Annotated in this window: 19 protein-coding genes; 9 read left to right on the forward strand and 10 right to left on the reverse strand. The window is 68.3% G+C overall.

The genetic code is table 11. From position 1 onward, the window contains the following. The coding region (locus AB0O34_RS32480; RefSeq protein WP_363922066.1) for a histidine phosphatase family protein at positions 1-131 on the reverse strand (131 nt) is incomplete at its 3' end. A 10-nt stretch (positions 132-141) separates the two neighbouring features. Next, complete coding sequence (locus AB0O34_RS32485; protein ID WP_363922032.1) at positions 142-963, reverse strand: undecaprenyl-diphosphate phosphatase; 822 nt, start codon at positions 961-963, stop codon at positions 142-144. Between the two features lie 190 nt (positions 964-1,153). On the opposite strand from AB0O34_RS32485, the gene AB0O34_RS32490 reads away from it, so the two are divergent. Then, positions 1,154-2,098, forward strand: coding sequence for an aldo/keto reductase (locus tag AB0O34_RS32490; RefSeq protein WP_363922034.1), 945 nt, complete (start codon positions 1,154-1,156; stop codon positions 2,096-2,098). A gap of 168 nt (positions 2,099-2,266) precedes the next feature. Next, positions 2,267-3,217, forward strand: a complete 951-nt coding sequence (locus tag AB0O34_RS32495; protein ID WP_363922036.1) for a hypothetical protein — start codon at positions 2,267-2,269, stop codon at positions 3,215-3,217. Between the two features lie 77 nt (positions 3,218-3,294). On the opposite strand, the gene fabI is transcribed toward AB0O34_RS32495, so the two are convergent. Together fabI and fabG are read right to left on the reverse strand one after the other, a co-directional pair. After that, positions 3,295-4,059: an enoyl-ACP reductase FabI gene (gene fabI, locus AB0O34_RS32500; protein ID WP_363922038.1), complete on the reverse strand. Its 765-nt coding sequence runs from the start codon at positions 4,057-4,059 to the stop codon at positions 3,295-3,297. A 1-nt stretch (position 4,060) separates the two neighbouring features. Next, positions 4,061-4,765 carry a 3-oxoacyl-ACP reductase FabG gene (fabG, locus tag AB0O34_RS32505; protein ID WP_363922040.1) on the reverse strand — a complete coding sequence of 235 codons (705 nt, stop codon included), beginning with the start codon at positions 4,763-4,765 and terminating at the stop codon, positions 4,061-4,063. 76 nt (positions 4,766-4,841) lie between these two features. Here fabG and AB0O34_RS32510 point away from each other — a divergent pair, with 76 nt between their 5' ends. Together AB0O34_RS32510 and AB0O34_RS32515 are read left to right on the forward strand one after the other, a co-directional pair. Next, a complete protein-coding gene (locus tag AB0O34_RS32510; RefSeq protein WP_363922042.1) occupies positions 4,842-6,341 on the forward strand; it encodes a TldD/PmbA family protein in 1,500 nt (499 codons plus the stop codon). After that, positions 6,338-7,705 carry a metallopeptidase TldD-related protein gene (locus AB0O34_RS32515; RefSeq protein WP_363922044.1) on the forward strand — a complete coding sequence of 456 codons (1,368 nt, stop codon included), beginning with the start codon at positions 6,338-6,340 and terminating at the stop codon, positions 7,703-7,705. The genes AB0O34_RS32510 and AB0O34_RS32515 overlap by 4 nt, the downstream gene beginning before the upstream one ends. 85 nt (positions 7,706-7,790) lie before the next feature. On the opposite strand, the gene AB0O34_RS32520 is transcribed toward AB0O34_RS32515, so the two are convergent. Beyond that, on the reverse strand, positions 7,791-8,003 hold the full coding sequence (locus tag AB0O34_RS32520) for a dodecin (protein ID WP_363922046.1): 213 nt from the start codon (positions 8,001-8,003) through the stop codon (positions 7,791-7,793). A 94-nt stretch (positions 8,004-8,097) separates the two neighbouring features. Here AB0O34_RS32520 and AB0O34_RS32525 point away from each other — a divergent pair, with 94 nt between their 5' ends. Continuing rightward, positions 8,098-8,409: a DUF3099 domain-containing protein gene (locus AB0O34_RS32525; protein ID WP_363922048.1), complete on the forward strand. Its 312-nt coding sequence runs from the start codon at positions 8,098-8,100 to the stop codon at positions 8,407-8,409. 197 nt (positions 8,410-8,606) lie between these two features. On the opposite strand, the gene AB0O34_RS32530 is transcribed toward AB0O34_RS32525, so the two are convergent. The 3 genes from AB0O34_RS32530 to moaA all read right to left on the reverse strand — a co-directional run bounded on the left by AB0O34_RS32530 (position 8,607) and on the right by moaA (position 10,595). Continuing rightward, a complete protein-coding gene (locus AB0O34_RS32530; protein ID WP_363922050.1) occupies positions 8,607-8,864 on the reverse strand; it encodes a DUF6457 domain-containing protein in 258 nt (85 codons plus the stop codon). Positions 8,865-8,908: 44 nt separating this feature from the next. After that, positions 8,909-9,478 (reverse strand): NTP transferase domain-containing protein, encoded by a 570-nt coding sequence (locus tag AB0O34_RS32535; protein ID WP_363922068.1) that lies wholly within the window; start codon positions 9,476-9,478, stop codon positions 8,909-8,911. Positions 9,479-9,605: 127 nt separating this feature from the next. Beyond that, entirely contained in the window at positions 9,606-10,595 is a 990-nt protein-coding gene (moaA, locus tag AB0O34_RS32540; protein ID WP_363922052.1) for a GTP 3',8-cyclase MoaA, read from the reverse strand. 492 nt (positions 10,596-11,087) lie between these two features. Between moaA and AB0O34_RS32545 the strand changes: the two genes are divergently transcribed. Next, positions 11,088-11,396, forward strand: coding sequence for a hypothetical protein (locus tag AB0O34_RS32545; protein WP_363922054.1), 309 nt, complete (start codon positions 11,088-11,090; stop codon positions 11,394-11,396). 497 nt (positions 11,397-11,893) lie between these two features. Here AB0O34_RS32545 and AB0O34_RS32550 read toward each other — a convergent pair whose 3' ends face one another. Next, positions 11,894-12,334 (reverse strand): ATP-binding protein, encoded by a 441-nt coding sequence (locus tag AB0O34_RS32550; protein ID WP_363922056.1) that lies wholly within the window; start codon positions 12,332-12,334, stop codon positions 11,894-11,896. 176 nt (positions 12,335-12,510) lie between these two features. Here AB0O34_RS32550 and AB0O34_RS32555 point away from each other — a divergent pair, with 176 nt between their 5' ends. From AB0O34_RS32555 to AB0O34_RS32565, 3 genes are all read left to right on the forward strand, one after another. Continuing rightward, positions 12,511-13,329 carry a helix-turn-helix transcriptional regulator gene (locus AB0O34_RS32555; protein WP_363922058.1) on the forward strand — a complete coding sequence of 273 codons (819 nt, stop codon included), beginning with the start codon at positions 12,511-12,513 and terminating at the stop codon, positions 13,327-13,329. Then, a complete protein-coding gene (locus tag AB0O34_RS32560) occupies positions 13,326-13,529 on the forward strand; it encodes a DUF397 domain-containing protein (RefSeq protein WP_363922060.1) in 204 nt (67 codons plus the stop codon). The genes AB0O34_RS32555 and AB0O34_RS32560 overlap by 4 nt, the downstream gene beginning before the upstream one ends. Positions 13,530-14,050: 521 nt before the next feature. Beyond that, the gene (locus AB0O34_RS32565; RefSeq protein ID WP_363922062.1) at positions 14,051-16,168 is read left to right on the forward strand and encodes an RtcB family protein; all 2,118 of its coding nucleotides are present in this window, start codon (positions 14,051-14,053) and stop codon (positions 16,166-16,168) included. A 608-nt stretch (positions 16,169-16,776) separates the two neighbouring features. On the opposite strand, the gene AB0O34_RS32570 is transcribed toward AB0O34_RS32565, so the two are convergent. Next, positions 16,777-17,175: a hypothetical protein gene (locus tag AB0O34_RS32570; RefSeq protein ID WP_363922064.1), complete on the reverse strand. Its 399-nt coding sequence runs from the start codon at positions 17,173-17,175 to the stop codon at positions 16,777-16,779. Positions 17,176-17,264: the final 89 nt, after the last annotated feature.

Genomic DNA, 17,264 nt, shown 5'->3' on the forward strand with positions numbered 1-17,264 from the left:
GCCAGCCGCGCCGCGAGGGCCTCGGCCTGGGCGCTGCCTTGCTCGCTCAGATGGACCCCTGGGGTCCACCCGGCGAGCACCGGCCCGGTCATGTGTGTCAGACCGTGCCGCACCAGAAGCAAAGTGGTCACAAAGGCAACCCTATTGGGCTGTGATCACCCCTAGAGACAACAGTGTCAGCAAGAAGGCGCCGATGAAGACGCGATAGGTGACAAAAACCATCATCGAGTGCTTGGTGATGTAGCGCAGCAACCACGCGATCGAGGCGTATCCCACGACGAACGACACGACGGTGGCGATCAGGGTCGGCACGAGGTCGGGACCGCCGCCCGCGCCGACGTCCTTCAGCTCGAACAGCCCAGACAGCACCACGGCGGGGATGGAGAGCAGGAACGAGTAGCGGGCCGCCGCCTCGCGGGTGAAGCCGAGGAACAGCCCGCCCGTGATGGTCGAGCCGGAACGGGACGCGCCGGGCACCAGGGCGAGCGCCTGGAAGCCGCCGATGATGAGGCCGTCCTTGAGCGTCAGATCGTGGATGGCGGTCCGCTGCCGCCCAAGCTGCTCGGCCAGCAGCAGGAGAAGGCCGAACACGATCAGCACGGTGGCGTTGATCCACAGGTTGCGCGCGGGGCCCTCGATCTGGTTCTTGAACACCACGCCGAGCAGGCCCAGCGGGATCGTGCCCAGCCCGATGTACCACCCCATGCGCGCGTCCATGTCGCCGCGTAGCTCGGGGGTCCACAGGCTGCGCAGCCAGGTCCAGACGATGCGCACGATGTCGCGCCAGAAGTAGATGACCACCGCGAGCATGGTGCCCAGCTGGATCACGGCGGTGAAGGCGGCGCCCGGGTCGGACCAGCCGAACAGCCGGGGAACGATGAGCAGGTGCGCGGAGCTGGAGATCGGCAGGAACTCGGTCAGCCCCTGCACGATGCCGAGCACGATCGCTTGCAGTGCGTCCATAGTGCGCGCCAGCCTAGGGCAGCCCCGGCGCCGGGGTCAGCATGCCGCGTGAGGACCGGGCGAGGAACCAGTGAACTAATGGCCGGGAAGGTGACGAGGGAGTGAACGTTCCGTGAGGAGCGACCGGCGGGCGCGCGTCCTGCGCCATCGAGGTAAGTGAGACGTTCCAACGCGGTAACCTGGCCGGATCATGGATCAGCGATTGGTCGGTCGTAGTGGTCTGTCGGTGTCACGGGTGGGGCTGGGCACCATGACCTGGGGGCGTGACACCGGCGCGGAGGAGGCCGCCGCGCAGCTCGTCGCGTTCGCAGAAGCCGGGGGCACCCTGGTCGACACCGCGGACGTCTACGCCGGCGGCGACGCCGAGCGGCTGCTCGGCCGCCTGCTGCGCGACACCGTGCCACGCTCGGAGATGGTCGTCGCCACCAAGGCCGTCCTCACGCCGCGCGGGCCTCGTTCGAGGAACGCCTCGCGCCGCAGCCTCATCTCCGCGCTCGACGCCTCCCTCGCCAGGCTGGGGGTCGAGGAGGTCGACCTGTGGCAGCTGCACGCCTTCGATCCCGAGGTGCCCCTGGAGGAGACGCTGGCGGCCGTCGACACCGCCGTGTCCTCCGGCCGCACGATGTACGCCGGGGTGTGCAACTACGCCGGGTGGCAGCTGGCCGCGGCGGGGGTCTGGCAGCGGGCGGCACCCGGGCGGGCGCCGATCGTGTCCGCCCAGGTCGAGTACTCGCTGCTGGCCAGGGACGCCGAGCGCGAGGTCCTGGCCGCCGCCGAGCACGTCGGCGCCGGGGTGCTGGCCTGGTCGCCGCTCGGCCGGGGAGTGCTCACCGGCAAGTACCGCGTGGGCATCCCGGCGGACTCGCGGGCCGCGACGCCGCATTTCGCCGACTTCGTCCAGCCGTATCTCGATGAGCGCTCCCGCCGCGTCGTCGAGTCGGTCACCACGGCCGCCGAGGGGCTCGGGGTCTCCCCTCTCGCGGTCGCCCTGTCCTGGGTGCGCGACCAGCCGGGCGTGGCCGCGGCCATAGTGGGAGCGCGCACCCACGCACAGCTCAAGGGCGTGCTGCAGGCGGAGGAGCTGACGCTGCCCATGGAGATACGCGAGGCCCTGGACGACGTCTCCGCCGACTAGCGCGGCCTCGCGATCGACCGAACAGGAATTTCGCTCGCGTATCACTACTAGGTACCGAATCGCATCTTTTCGTGGAAAGACCGGCGTGTTGGCACACGATGGTCGGAAAGGCGGCGGGAGGGGAGCCCGCGCCTCCGCCGCGCGTGTGGATGACGATGGAGGGGAACCATGCGTAAGGGCACGACCGCCATCTCGGCGGGAGCGCTGACGCTCGCGCTGGGCGGGGGGACGATGCTGCTGGCGGCGACGCCCGCCACGGCGTCCGCGCCGCCCCCGCTGCGTGTGGCCGACTGCGACAGGGGCACCGACCCGCTGTCGAGCCTCACCGGCCAGGCCTGCGACCTGCTGGGCGGGGTCACCGGCACGGTGAACGACCTCACGGGCGACAAGGCCGCACCGGTCACCGACACCCTGAACCATCTCACCGAAGACACGCTGAAGCCGGTCGCCGACACGGTCACGAAGACGGCCGGCGAGCTCCTCGGCGGCACGGGGAACACCTCCCCCACCGCCGGCCCTCCCACGGCCACCCCGGCCCCGAGCGCCGAGCCGAGCGAGGCCTCGAACGGGAACCTGCTCGGTGCCGACCTCGACACCGGGTGCCTGCCGCTGGTCTCGGCGCCCGACTGCGGGCAGGCGAAGCCCTCGGCGGCCCCCAAGTCGCCCGCCGGACAGGACCGTTCCATTCCGACCCACGCCCCCGCCGCCCCGGCCCCGTCGGCCGGTCCCCGGGAGCAGGCCTCGCCGCCGCCCCCGCGGCCGGCGGCCTCCCCGGGGCAGGGCACGCTCACGGGCGGCACGAATCTCGGTGACGTGGTGGAGCGCGCCGGGCCGTCAGCCCCGCCGTCGACGCCGCCCTCGGCCGACGTCGAGTCGCCGCCGCTCATGCCCCTGTGGCCGGGCCAGCCCCTGCCGTCGCTGGACGGCCGCCTGAACGCGCGCAAGGTCATGCCGAGCAGGCCGTACGACGTGGTGGGCACCGCGCTGACGGCGGCGCTGCTGGCCTCCGCGATCCTCGCGACCCGCATCGTGCAGGCCCGCAGGGTCGAGGACAAACCGCAGTCGATGCCGTTCGAGGGCCTGCGCCGCCCCGACACGGGGCGGCACCGCCTGGCCTGACCGGCACGCGCTTTTCAGACCCCCATGGAGCGCCTTCAGCCGCCGATGGACGCTTTCAGACACCCATGGAGCGCTTTTCAGACCCCCATGGCGTGGACGCCGCCGTCTACGTGCACGATCTCGCCGGTCGTGGCCGGGAACCAGTCGGACAGCAGCGCCACGCACGCCTTCGCGGCGGGCGCCGGGTCGGCGAGGTCCCACCCGAGGGGGGCCTTGGCCGGCCAGCTCTCCTCGAACTCCTTGAACCCGGGGATGCTCTTGGCCGCCATCGTGCGCAGCGGGCCCGCCGCCACGAGGTTGACCCGGATGCCGTGCTTGCCGAGGTCGCGGGCGAGGTAGCGCGAGCAGGACTCCAGGCCCGCCTTGGCCACGCCCATCCAGTCGTAAACGGGCCAGGCCTTGGTGGCGTCGAAGTCGAGCCCGACGACGGCGCCGCCCTCCTTCATCAGCGGCAGGCAGGCGACCGCCAGCGACTTGAACGAGAAGGTCGAGACGTGCACGGCCGTGGCCACGTCGTCCCAGGTGGTGTTGAGGAAGTTGCCGCCGAGCGCGGTCTGCGGCGCGAAGCCGATCGAGTGGACCACCCCGTCGAGCCCGTCGATGTGCTCGCCGACGCGGTCGGCCAGGGTGTCGAGGTGGTCGGTGTTCTGCACGTCGAGCTCGATCACCGGCGGCGTCTCGGGAAGCCGCTTGGCGATGCGCTCGACCAGGCTCATGCGCCCGAAGCCGGTGAGCACGATCTGGGCGCCCTCCTCCTGGGCCAGCCTGGCCACGGAGAACGCGATCGAGGCGTCGGTGAGCACGCCGCTGACCAAAAGCCGCTTGCCGTCGAGGATTCCCATGTCAGTGCCCCATTCCAAGGCCGCCGTCGACCGGGACGACCGCCCCGGTGATGTAGGCGGCGTCGTCGCTCGCCAGGAACTTGACCGCCCGCGCGATGTCGGCCCCGCTGGCGGCACGGCCGAGCGGGATGTTCTTGAGTATGGCCTGCTGCTGCTCGGGCTCGAGCGCGGCGGTCATGTCGGTGTCGACGAAGCCCGGGGCCACCACGTTGACCGTGATGCCGCGCGAGCCGAGCTCGCGGGCCAGCGACCTGGCGAAGCCGATCATGCCGGCCTTGGAGGCGGCGTAGTTGGTCTGGCCGGCCGAGCCGAGCATGCCGACGACGGAGGAGATGAGGACGATGCGGCCGCGGCGCATCCTCAGCATGCCGCGGGTCGCGCGCTTGGCGACGCGGTAGGCACCGGTGAGGTTGGTGTCGATGACGTCGGTGAAGGCCTCTTCCTTCATCAGCGGCAGCAGCGTGTCCCTGGTGATGCCGGCGTTCGCCACGACGACCTCGACGGGCCCGTGCTCGGCCTCCGCCTTGGAGAAGGCGACGTCCACGTCTTCTGAGCTTGTGACGTCGCACCTCACGCCGAAGAGCCCCTCGGGGGGCTCCCCCGAGCGGTAGGTGACGGCGACGGCGTCGCCGGCCGCGGCCAGCTCACGGGCGATCGAGAGGCCGATGCCGCGATTTCCACCGGTTACGAGTACTGAACGAGCCATGGCAACGACGCTATCGCCTACTCACAGGTAAACCCTTATCCGCGCCGTACAAGATCACAGGGCTAGGATCGTGGACATGCGCCAGATCGATCCCGACTTTCTCGCCCTGCCGCTGCGGCGGCTGGCGGACGCGGCCCTGGAACGTGCCCGTGAGCTGGGCGCCGAGCACGCCGACTTCCGGCTCGAACGGGTGCGCGGCGAGACGCTGAGCCTGTTCGACGCCCGCCTGGAAGGCTCCATGGACGCCGACGACCTGGGGTACGCCGTGCGGGTCATCCGCGGCGGCACCTGGGGTTTCGCGGCGGGCATCGAGCTGACCCCCGAGGCCGCCGCCGCGGTCGCCGAGCAGGCCGTCGAGGTGGCCGAGCTCGCCGCCGCCGTCAACCGCGAGCCCGTGGAGCTGGCCCCCGAGCCGGTCCACGCGGGCGTCACCTGGGTGTCGCCCTACGACGTCGACCCCTTCACCGTGGCCCTGAAGGACAAGGCCGGCCTGCTCGGCGACTGGTCAACCGGCCTGCTGAAGGACCCGCGGGTCGACCACGTCTCCGCCTCGCTCATGCAGGTCAAGGAGCAGAAGTTCTACGCCGACACCGCCGGCACCGAGGCGACCCAGCAGCGGGTCAGGATCCACCCGGTCCTCACGGTGATGCGGGCGGCCGACGGGCGCTTCGACGACATGCGCACGCTCGCCCCTCCGGTCGGCCGCGGCTACGAGTACCTCACCGGCACCGGGTGGGACTTCCCCGCCGAGCTCGCCACGCTGCCAGAGCTGCTGGAGGAGAAGCTCAAGGCGCCCTCCGTCCAGGCGGGCACCTACGACCTGGTCATCCACCCCTCCAACCTGTGGCTGACCATCCACGAGTCCATCGGCCACGCCACCGAGCTCGACCGCGCGCTCGGCTACGAGGCGGCCTACGCCGGCACGAGCTTCGCCACCTTCGACAAGCTCGGCACCCTCGAGTACGGCTCGCCGATCATGAACATCACCGGCGACCGCACGGCCGAGCACGGTCTGGCCTCGGTGGGCTACGACGACGAGGGCGTGGCCACGCGGCAGTTCGACATCGTGCGCGAGGGAAGGCTGGTGGGCTACCAGCTCGACCGCCGCATGGCGCTGCTGAAGGGCCTCGGCTCCTCCAACGGCTGCGCGTTCGCCGACTCCCCCGGGCACGTCGCGATCCAGCGCATGGCCAACGTCTCGCTGCAGCCCGCGCTCGACGGCCCCTCGACCGACGAGCTGATCTCCGGCGTCGAGCGCGGCCTCTACGTCATGGGCGACAAGAGCTGGTCCATCGACATGCAGAGATACAACTTCCAGTTCACCGGCCAGCGGTTCTACCGCATCGAGAACGGCCGGCTGACCGGGCAGGTGCGCGACGTCGCCTACCAGGCCACGACCACCGACTTCTGGCGTTCCATGGAGGCGGTGGGCGGCCCGCAGACGTACGTGCTCGGCGGCGCCTTCAACTGCGGCAAGGGCCAGCCCGGCCAGGTCGCGCCGGTGAGCCATGGCGCCCCCTCCGCGCTGTTCCGCGGAGTCAAGATCCTCAACACTGTTCAGGAGGGCGGAAAGTGACTCCTCAGGAGACCGTCGAGCGTGCCCTTGCCCTCAGCAAGGCGGACGACTGCGTCGTGATCGTCGACGAGGGGTCCACCGCGAACCTCCGTTTCGCCGGCAACACCCTGACCACCAACGGCGTGGCGCGCTCGTCCCAGCTCACCGTCATCTCGATCACCGGCCGCGGCGTCGGCGTCGTCTCGCGCTCGGCCGTGCGTCCCGACCAGCTCGCCGACGTCGTCACGGCGGCCGACCTGGCCTCGCACGAGGCCCCGCCCGCCGAGGACGCCCGCCCGCTCGTCGCGGCGAGGCAGTCGCCCGACTGGGACCGGCCGGCCGAGTCCACCTCGATCGGCGTGTTCGGCGAGTTCGCCCCGGCGCTCGGCGAGGCGTTCGCCGTGGCCGAGACCGCCAACCGCAAGCTGTACGGCTTCGCCGAGCACATCATCACCTCGACGTTCCTCGGCTCCTCCACCGGGCTGCGGCTGCGGCACGACCAGCCGACGGGCCGGCTGGAGCTCAACGCCAAGTCGCCCGACATGAGCCGTTCCGCCTGGACCGGCGTGGCCACCAGGGACTTCACCGACGTCGACGTGGCCTCGCTGGACGACACGCTGGCGCGCCGTCTCGACTGGGCCAAGCGCCGCGTCGACCTGCCCGCCGGCCGCTACGAGACGCTGATCCCGCCCACGGCGGTGGCCGATCTCATGATCTACCTCTACTGGTCGGCGGGGGCCAGGGACGCCGCGGACGGCCGCACGGTGTTCTCCAAGCCGGGCGGCGGCACCCGGGTGGGCGAGTCGCTGTCGGCCTCCCCCGTGCGCATCCACAGCGACCCGGCCGCCGCGGGCATCGAGTCCGCGCCCTTCGTGATCACCCACGCGGGCAGCCGCGAGCGGTCGGTCTTCGACAACGGCCTGCCGCTGTCGGCGACCGACTGGGTCCGCGACGGCTCGCTGGCGGCGCTGCTGCAGACACGCTACTCGGCCGAGCTCACCGGGCTCCCGGCCACCCCGCAGATCGACAACCTGATCATGTCGGGGCCCGAGGGCGGGCGCTCGCTCGACGAGATGGTGGCCTCCACCGAGCGGGGCCTGCTGCTCACCTGCCTGTGGTACATCCGCGAGGTCGACCCCCAGTCGCTGCTGCTGACCGGCCTGACCCGTGACGGGGTCTACCTCGTCGAGAACGGCGAGGTGGTCGGCGAGGTCAACAACTTCCGGTTCAACGAGAGCCCGGTCGACCTGCTCGGCCGGCTCACCGAGATCGGCCGGGCGGGCCAGACGCTCCCCCGCGAGTGGAACGACTACTTCACCCGCACGATCATGCCGGCCGTCCGCGTGCCCGACTTCAACATGTCGACGGTCAGCCAGGCCAACTGAGGCCCTCCACCGGTGCCGGGAGGTTCCTCCCTTCCGGCACCGGCCTCAGGAGCCTCACGAGGGCTCTGGGGGCCGCGCCGAGGGGCTAGGAGTCCTCCAGGCGGAAGCCGACCTTCATGCCCACCTGGTAGTGGCCGATCTCGCCGTCCTCGATATGGCCGCGAACCTCGGTGACCTCGAACCAGTCGAGGTGCCGCAGCGTCTCGGCGGCACGCCGTATTCCATTGCGGATCGCGTGGTCAACGCTCTCCGCCGACGTGCCGACGATCTCGGTCACGCGGTACGTACGATCGCTCATCCAACTCTCCTCACCATCGGCCTTGATCGTATGACGGCCGTGGCTCCCACGGCCGCCGTCGGACCCCCATGGCCGAAGGTCTACCGTTGAGTTCGTGAAGGTATGGCATGGCCGTACGGTCGTACATCAGGTCACCGACGCAAGGCCCTCGCTCACGGCCGACATCGGCCGCCGGGAGAAGCGATATTTCATCCAGATGGGCATCCGCACCCTGTGCCTCATCCTTGCCGTCGTGCTCAACGTACCCTGGCCGATCCGAGCCCTCCTCGTCGCCGGGGCGATCTTTTTGCCCTACGTTGCCGTCATCGGGGCCAACGAGCCGACTCGTGGCGTGAGCTCGGGCATTGACGCAGAACTACCTAACCAAACCGAGATACCAAGGCACCGACGCGAGATCGGGTCGTGACAAAGTCTTGACGCACCCCAAGGGTTGTAGGTGTACGCTTTAGACAAGCGCTCTGGTCCCCCGTCGGAGCGCTACTGCCGGCGTTCCGGGCCCCCGTCGGAACGCCGATGAAGCGATGCCGGGTGGTTTGCCCCCGTAACCACCCGGCATCGCCCATTTCTGCGTTTAAAACGCCTTAATACCGAAATTCGGATGACTCAATGGTCACCCAGCGTCTCCGCCGTGGCCTCGCCCCAGTTACGCGCCAGCGTCGACAGGCGCTCCAGCGCCTCCGGTGACGCGGTACCCGCGCCCTGTGCGAGACCGAGCAGGTACGCCGTGAGCGGCGCCGCCGGCCGGGCCACTCCGTGGGCGACGTCCCTGGTCAGGTCGAGAACCGCGTCGCGATCCACTTTCTCCGGGTCGATGCCCAGCTCCTTGCAGACCAGCGCCGTCCACTCGACCAGCACGTTCATGAGATCCCTTTCGTCCAAATCATTGGCGGGCGGACAAAGCTCGCTCAACGTTTGTCGGTCACGCTCGGGATTCGTTTCCGGGCGTCACTCACGTCGTCGAACGTGTCGCAATCGAACCACGGAACGCGGCCGTCGTCGCCTACCGCCAGGCTGAGCCGTACCGGGTCGAGCGGGCCGAGCAGCCCGTGCAAAGACCGCCCCTCGTACGCCGCCAGCGCGCGGGCGAGCGTTTCCGTACGCCAGACGCCGGTGAGCCACTGCTCGCGGCCGCCGTCGTCCACCAGCACCGCCCCCGGCCGGGGGCCCGCGGCCCTGAGAAGCGTCGTGAGGTGTCCTGACAGCAGGAACGGGAGATCAGCGGCCAGGAGCGCCACCCACGGCGCCGAGACCCGCGCCAGCCCTGTACGGAGAGCGGGAACCGGACCGCCCCCCGGCGGGTCCTCCCGGACGAACTCCGCGCGCGGCAGGCCGGGACGTTCGGGGCCCACCACGACGAGCCGGACGGCGTCCGGGACCGCGGCCACGACCCGCTCGATCAGCGGCAGGCCGCCCACCCTGACGCCGGGCTTGTCCCCTCCCCCGAGCCTGCGCGCACCGCCCCCGGCCAGCACCACCGCGTCGTAGGGCCCAGGCGTGCCCGGGTGCCCGGAGGGGCCGGGCGGGGCCGCGTGCTCGTACAAGCTGGACGGGGCCGCCTGCCCGGACGGGCCAGGCGGGGCCGGGTGCTCCCCCGGGGGCACCTCAGCCGCCGATGGCCGACATGGGGCGCGTCGGCTGCAGGAAGCTCGGATCGTCGATGCCGTGGCCGGCCCGCTTGCCGCGTACGGCGGCGACCCACTGCGCGGCGAGCGCGTCGTCGGAGGCCCCCCCGCGCAGGGCCGCGCGCAGGTCGGACTCGTCGGTCGCGAACAGGCAGTTGCGGATCTGACCGTCGGCGGTCAAGCGCACCCGGTCGCACGCCCCGCAGAACGGGCGCGTCACCGAGCCGATGACCCCCACCCGCGCGGGACCGCCGTCCACGAGGAAGATCTCGGCCGGGGCGCTGCCCCGCTCCTGCGGATCGTCGGGGATGAGGGTGAACTCGGGGGTCAGCATGCCGAGGATCTCGTCGGCGGTGACCATGTTCTCGCGGCGCCAGCCGTGCTGCGCGTCCAGCGGCATCTGCTCGATGAACCGCAGCTCGTAGCCCATCTCCAGGCAGAACCGCAGCAGGCCCGGGGCCTCGTGGTCGTTGACGCCGCGCATGAGCACCGCGTTGACCTTGACCGGGCGAAGACCCGCGGCCTCGGCGGCGGCGAGCCCCGTGAGGACGTCGGCCAGCCGGTCGCGGTGCGTGAGCCGCACGAAGACCTCACGGTCGAGGGTGTCCAGCGAGATGTTGACCCGGTCGAGGCCCGCGGCGGCGAGCGGCGCGGCGAGACGGGCGAGGCCGATGCCGTTGGAGGTGATCGACACCTGCGGCCGGGGCCGCAGCGCCGCCGTGCGCGTGACGATCTCGACGAGCTCGCGACGGAGCAGCGGCTCGCCACCGGTGTAGCGGACCTCGGTGATGCCGAGCCGCTCGACGCCGATCGTCACCAGGCGGCAGATCTCGTCCGCGGTGAGCAGGTCGGACTTCGGCAACCAGTCGAGACCCTCCGGTGGCATGCAGTAGGTGCAGCGAAGGTTGCACTTGTCGGTCAGCGAGACCCTGAGGTCGGTCGCCACTCGCCCGAAGGAGTCAACGAGCACCAAGGGCCTCCTGTCGCGCGTACGGATGTTACCGGTCAGACCGCCAGCCTACGGCGAACCGCGAAACCCCCTTAACGTTAGGCCTCATCCCCGGTCTCCGTGGCCCTCAGCCCGACCTTCTGGGGTCTTCTAGGGTCGCCACCCCCTGTCCAAGGGCTTTTCCGGACTTCTCCCAGATTGCCCAACACGGCCCCTGACCTTGCTCTCGGCTTCGAACCCTGATCCTTGCTGGCCGGCTTCGAGACCGTCTGGCGTCATGCCGTCATCCATCGGGGCCACGGCCCGGCTCCCTATCAACGGCCTAAGCCACCGAATTGGCCCTCGACCGGTGGCGGCGTGCCTCGTACTCTTGGTAGGTAGCAGGGGGGAGTATCCCTTCGCGACAGCGTCGTCATTACGGTGCCGCCTCCTATGGGGCCCCCGGTGCTGCCGGTCCGCCACTCACGGGCGGGAGAGACCTCTGGTCAGCTTCGCGCTGCCAGGAGGCCGTCCGTGGTGGAGTTCTTCAAGACAGTCGGCGTCGGTGCCGCCATCGTGCCGCTCGCGATCTCGATCGTCGTGGTCGCCGCTGGGCTGACGGCTCTCTGGGCACCGACCTCCAAGCGTCAGGTCCGCGCGATCCAAGTTCTGAAGATCGTCCTGCGTACCGAACTCACCCGTCCGGCGGGGAGGCGCCGGCCACAGGTCTTCCCCAAGAAGGTCGACCCGGCGAAGTTGCCGCCCGCCCCCGACTGCGAGGAGCCCGTGCGGACCCGGCGAAGGGAGCCGCGCGCGGTCCGGCGCCCGCAGGACCCGGAATGAGCGGGAGTGGCGGTTCGTGGGAAGCGGCTACCGGCATGGTGAGGCGTTCTGGGCTAAGATCGTACGGGGGCGTATCTTACTCGGAAGCTCGCACGGGAACGGGACCCTAGGGAGTCCTCCGGTTGATGGGGTGGCTGACCTCGTACGGGAGTGCTGCGAGCCGACGTCAAGGGTTTATGTGCCCTTTCTTCCGATTGTTCGTCCTCATGAATGAGGGCGACGGCGCGCGGGATAAGGGAAGAGAACGCCCCGGCTCCTATGCGAGGAATTCCACCCACGCGCCGCCTCGACCGCTTTAAGGACGGATCTCCTCGTCCGTCAGGGGATCAACGACGAGCGAGAGGGCCGCCTGCTCCAAGCCTTCACGGTCCGGGCCCCAGCGCTCGATCAGGTGGAGCGCCTACTCCTGCTGACGGTCGGTCTCTACGCTGTCGTCTACCGTCTTGGAGGCCATGGCCGCTGTGCCGCGCGTGGCGCGCTTCTGCTCCTCGGTAGGTTCAGGACGGTTCCCGCTGCCGGGGATGTGAAAGACCATCGTCATCACCCCCATGCTTATATTTGATCTGAAACCAAACCGTTCGGCCGGCGGCGTCGTCGTAGACGTTCCAGCGATGCGAGAGCGTTTCAACGAGCATGAGACCTCGCCCTCCTTCGTCCAACATGTCCCCGCGAACGTGCGGGGCTGTAGCGCTTCCGGCGTCCACCACGTCGACGTGTATGAGGTCGTAGCAATCAGCAATGGCGAGCGTCACCCTCCCGCCGTCTCGCGAGTCGGAATGAACCACAGCGTTCGTGACGACTTCGGAAACCAGTAAGGTCACGTCATCCAAAGCCGGGTGATCCTCACCGAGTTTCTTCCTCACGTAATCGCGTGCTTGTGAGACTGACTCGGGAGAACCGACCAGATCGGTAACGCCCAGCAGGCTTCCCATCCTCATGCGCTTGCCTTTTCGTGTCGCCGGAAATGGTCCATGCGTCTTGGAGACTTCGCCTTATCAGATTGGCGACAGCGGGCTACGATCGGTAGTGGAATCGGCGTACAACCCCACCACAATTCCTGTGGGGTGGTCGGTATGGTGTCCGTAATACTCATATTTGGACGGTAGGTGAGCCCTTGTCCGCCAGCAGGGAGATAGACCCCCACGAGTCCCCACGTGCCCTGTTTGCCTTCGAACTACGGAAACACCGAACTGACGCCAAGCTCACGCAGAAGCAACTAGCGAAACGCGTCGGGTTCAGTGAATCCATGGTGGGCATGGTGGAAGCTGGCAGACGGCCCCCATCCGAGCGCTTCGCACAGCTTTGCGATCAAGCCTTGGGGCTCGACGGCGCAATGATGCGCCTCTACGTCGCCACCACCTGGAACAAGGCACCTGAGTACTTCAGGCCCTGGCTCGAAGAAGAGGAAGACGCCACATCGCTCCACAGTTGGGAGCCGACGCTCATTCCCGGTCTGCTCCAGACCGAGGCGTATGCCCGCGAGATGTTCGCCACGTCTCCCGGCATCACCAGGGAAGACGTAGAGGAACGCCTAGCAGGTCGCATGCAACGGCGAGCCATCCTTAATCGGGAGAAGCCGCCCATGATCAGCGCTGTCATGGATGAGGCCGTGATCCATCGGAGCATCGGGGAGCCGGAGGTGATGCAGGAACAACTACGGTTCCTGCTCGAAATGGCCCAGCACCCCAAGGTGACCTTGCAAATCGTGCCCTACACGGCACAGGCGCACTGCGGCTTGATAGGCGGGTTCATCATCGCCGAACGGAACGGATCACCGTATGCCGCCTACGCTGAGGCGCAACCGCATGGCCGCACGCTAGACGATCGTCAGGTGATCGCTGAGATGGCACTCCGGTATGACGCGATCAGAGCCGAAGCTCTACCGTTCAAACAGTCGGTCAAGCTCATACAGGAAGTGGTGAACCGAACGTGACTGCTGACCTTCGGGACGCACAGTGGCGCAAGAGCACCTTTAGCGGCGACACGGGCAACTGTGTGGAGGTCGCATCGAACCTGCCCGGCATCTTCGCGGTCAGGGACAGCAAGAATCACGCTGGTCTGGCCCTGGTGATTGAGCCTGGCGAGTGGTTGGCCTTCGTGAGCGCCGTCAAGGCCGGGGCATTGGGCGCATAAGTGCTGAACTGGGGCCCCCGCTCAGGCGGGGGCTCTCTCGCGTCCGATCCCCTTAGCAGCTCAACGAGACGGCAAGGATAGACGCTCGGTGGGCTGGCTCAGGAACGAAGCGCCGGACCGTCGATCGCCCCCAACCCCGTACGTTGATCGGCAACTTCCTGACGATCGTGGGGCGTCGTGGTGACTGCCTCACTGGTGTACAGGTCGCGTCTGTCGGGGCCGGCGCCTGAGGACAGCGCACCCCCGGGACCGGCCCCCAAGCCTCTTGCCCGGGGAGCGCTAGCCGCCCGCAGGGCGGCGGCCCGACTTCGCGTGTCCATTCACCAGCGACGTGCACCCTCGCCCCATTTCCAACGGCAACAGACGGTGTTGACGCCGACCGAGGGCCATCGAACGATCAGGCAGCGGGGCGGGCAGGCGGGGGTCACGCCGAGGTGAAGCCGCGCGGGCGTGTTGAATAATGAGTGGGATATCAGCGAGGACTTGGGCAAAGTAGATCTCGATCAAAGAGGAGATCCACCATGCCGAACCAGATCGCGCCTAACCTTCTGTCGTGGGCCAGTGAAATAGACCCGGGCACGATTGAGCAGGCGGCACGTACCGCTCGCCAGCGTTTCGTTTCGGGTCATGTCGCGCTCATGCCGGACGCGCATATCGGCATTGGCGCGACAGTCGGATCTGTAATTCCTACCGAGGGTGCGATCATTCCGGCCGCTGTGGGTGTGGACATCGGCTGCGGCATGGTCGCGACCGAGACCACGCTCACCGCCGCCGACCTGCCCGACACCCTGGCCGCGTTGATGCCCATGGTGGAGCACCGCATCCCGGCCGGCGTCGGCAAGGGCCACGCCGACCCGTCCATGGACCGAGCCCTCAGCGAACTCGGACTCCCCCACACCGACCTGAACCCCAAGCAGGCGAAGAGGGTATCCGAGCAGTTCGGCACCCTCGGCTCCGGCAACCACTTCGTGGAGGTCTGCCTCGACGAGCGTGACCGGGTCTGGACAGTGCTGCACTCCGGTTCGCGCGGCATCGGCAACCAGCTCGCGAAGAAGCACATCGACGAGGCCAAGAAGGTCATGTCCCAGTGGTTCATCCACCTCGAGGACCCCGACCTCGCCTACCTCGTCCAGAGCTCCCCACAGTTCGGCGCCTACATCCGCGACATGCTCTGGGCCCAGGCCTACGCCATGGCCTCCCGCGCGCGCATGGACCGCGTCCTGTCCGCCGCGCTGTTCTCCATCGTCGGCGCCGGCGACCGGGTCCGCACGATCAACTGCTTCGCCGGGGAGACCGGTGTGATGACCAGCTCCGGCGTACGGTCCATCGCCGATTTGGCGGGCGGCGTCCATGAACTGCTGACCACGGACGGGAAGTGGGTCAAGGCACCCGTCCTGTCCTTTGGCAGGCAGTGCCTGATGCGCGTACGACTCTCACGCAACGGGGTTGAGAAGGTCATTCACGCCACTCCCGGGCATCGTTGGCTGCTGCGCACGCATTCCAGCGGCGGCGTGAGGTACTGGGGGAAGCGGCCCGCCGAGCTGACCACGGTCGAACTGAAGCCGGGAGACCGCCTCGCCTGGGTTTTCGCCAAGCGACCGGAGGACATGATCGTGGACAGGGAGGCCGCGGCCCGAGGTTTCGTTTTCGGTGACGGGACCGTCAGTCCTCCCAATCGGTCTCGCGCCAACTTCTGTGGCGAGAAGGATCTCGCCATGCTGCCCGTCTTCGAGGGCTTTGGCAGGCCGCCCCGGTCGTACCCGAACATGAAGGTGATCAACGGGCTGCCCAAGGAGTGGAAGACGTCCATCCCGGGGCTCGACTCCACTCCGTCCTACTTGTACGGCTGGCTGGCCGGCTACTTCGCGGCCGATGGCGATGTCGGCAAGACAGGTCGTCCCACCCTCTCCTCGGCGGTCCGCGAGAACCTTGAGCAGGTACGAACCATTTGTAATCTGCTAGGCATAGGAACGTATGGAATCCGAGCACGGGAAACGCTGGGGTTCAGCGACAAGCCCACCACCACTTACCTGCTGGGCATTATGCGCGGCGATCTCGATCCCTCGTTCTTCCTCATACCTGCTCACCGGGAGCGGTTTGAGGCAGGTCGCGACGCCGTAGAGCGGCGAGGGTGGACGGTAACAGCGATCGAGGAGACGGACAGGATCGAGGAGGTGTTCTGCGCAGTGGTGGAAGGCGCCCACGCATTCGCGCTGGAAGACAACATCCTCACTCGGAACTGCCACCACAACTTCACCCAGCAGGAGACGCACAACGGCAAGGAGCTGTGGATCACCCGCAAGGGAGCCATCAAAGCCGACACCGGCGACGAGGGCGTCATCCCCGGCTCGATGGGCACCCAGTCCTACATCGTCCGCGGACTTGGGAACCCCGACTCCTACAACTCCTGCTCCCACGGCGCCGGCCGCCGCATGTCCCGCAGCCGAGCCAAGCGAGAGCTATCAGCCAAGTCACTCACCGAAGCGATGCAGGGCCGAACCTGGAACGCAGACCGCGCCGCCGCCCTGGTGGACGAGCACCCCGAAGCGTACAAGTCCATCGACCAGGTGATGGAAGACCAGAAGGACCTGGTGGAGATCCAGCACACCCTGCACCAGATCTTCAACTACAAGGGCTGAAGCGCAGACACGCGCCCCGCCGCCCACACCAGGCGCGGGGCGCCCCTTGCCACAGCGCGAGGTACAACGCTCGCGCGGTGAACCCGTCATCGTCTTCGTTCGGCACGAGGTCGATGTGGCATCGGACCCGCTCCACGACCTCCGGCGCGGGCAACGTGCGCGCCGCGCCGCGTGATCCGGCCCGCAGCAGTGCGTACGCCTGCCGCCTCTGGGAGATCATCCCAGTTATGGGCATATAAAGCGCTTCATCCGATATACCACACAAGTGGCCCGTCGCGGTCATATCCCATTTGCCGTATTGAACGGCAGTCGACACACTTGCCTGATAAATCATCTGTGTTGCAGCGTCAATACGGGGTAGTTCACCTATGTGCCGCCATTATGGTGATACAGCGCTCGATTCTCTTCATTTACTAACGGGGGGTATTTAGGTGATTCATACACCTAGAGGCAGGCGGTCTCTGACGCGAATGATCAACGACCGATCCCTGTTCGCTTACATCGGCGCGGCGGTGACGGCCGGGGCGCTCATGGCGCTGCCGCTTCCCGCGCAGGCCGACGCTCACGCCGGCACCACGCAGAACGGCGCCCACGCACGCTTCACGTTCTCATCGACACCCGACGGTGGAGGCGGCGGCGGCGGCGAAGAAGAGGTCCCCGCGAAGAGGCCCAGAAAGGAAATCCGGAAACACCACCGAGTACGCTACGTCGCCCACCGTCCGCGAAAGCACCACAAACATGTCGTCCACCAACCCTCCCCGCGGGAGCACGTCGAAGTCGAGTCCGAGCACGGCGGAGGCGGCGGCTACCGACACCACGGGAGGCACCACGGCCACCACCACAACAATCACTTCACCGACGACCTCTACCACACGCGGCACATGCGCAGGTATCACAGCTATCGCGAGGCTCGCGAGGCGCTCACCCGGGACGCGAACCGCTGGCTCCGTCACACACCGATGAAGGCCCACCAGAAGGGCGTCAAGGGCCACGAGCCCAGCGCTCACCGGGATTCCGGCCGGAAAGCCCAGTAAGGGCCGCCGGGACCCCAGAGCCCGGGGGTGAGCCCGACACCCCGGGACCGGCCGGACCCGCA

Origin of the sequence: Sphaerisporangium sp. NPDC088356 (genome assembly GCF_040685555.1) — a bacterium.
Classification (GTDB): domain Bacteria; phylum Actinomycetota; class Actinomycetes; order Streptosporangiales; family Streptosporangiaceae; genus Sphaerisporangium.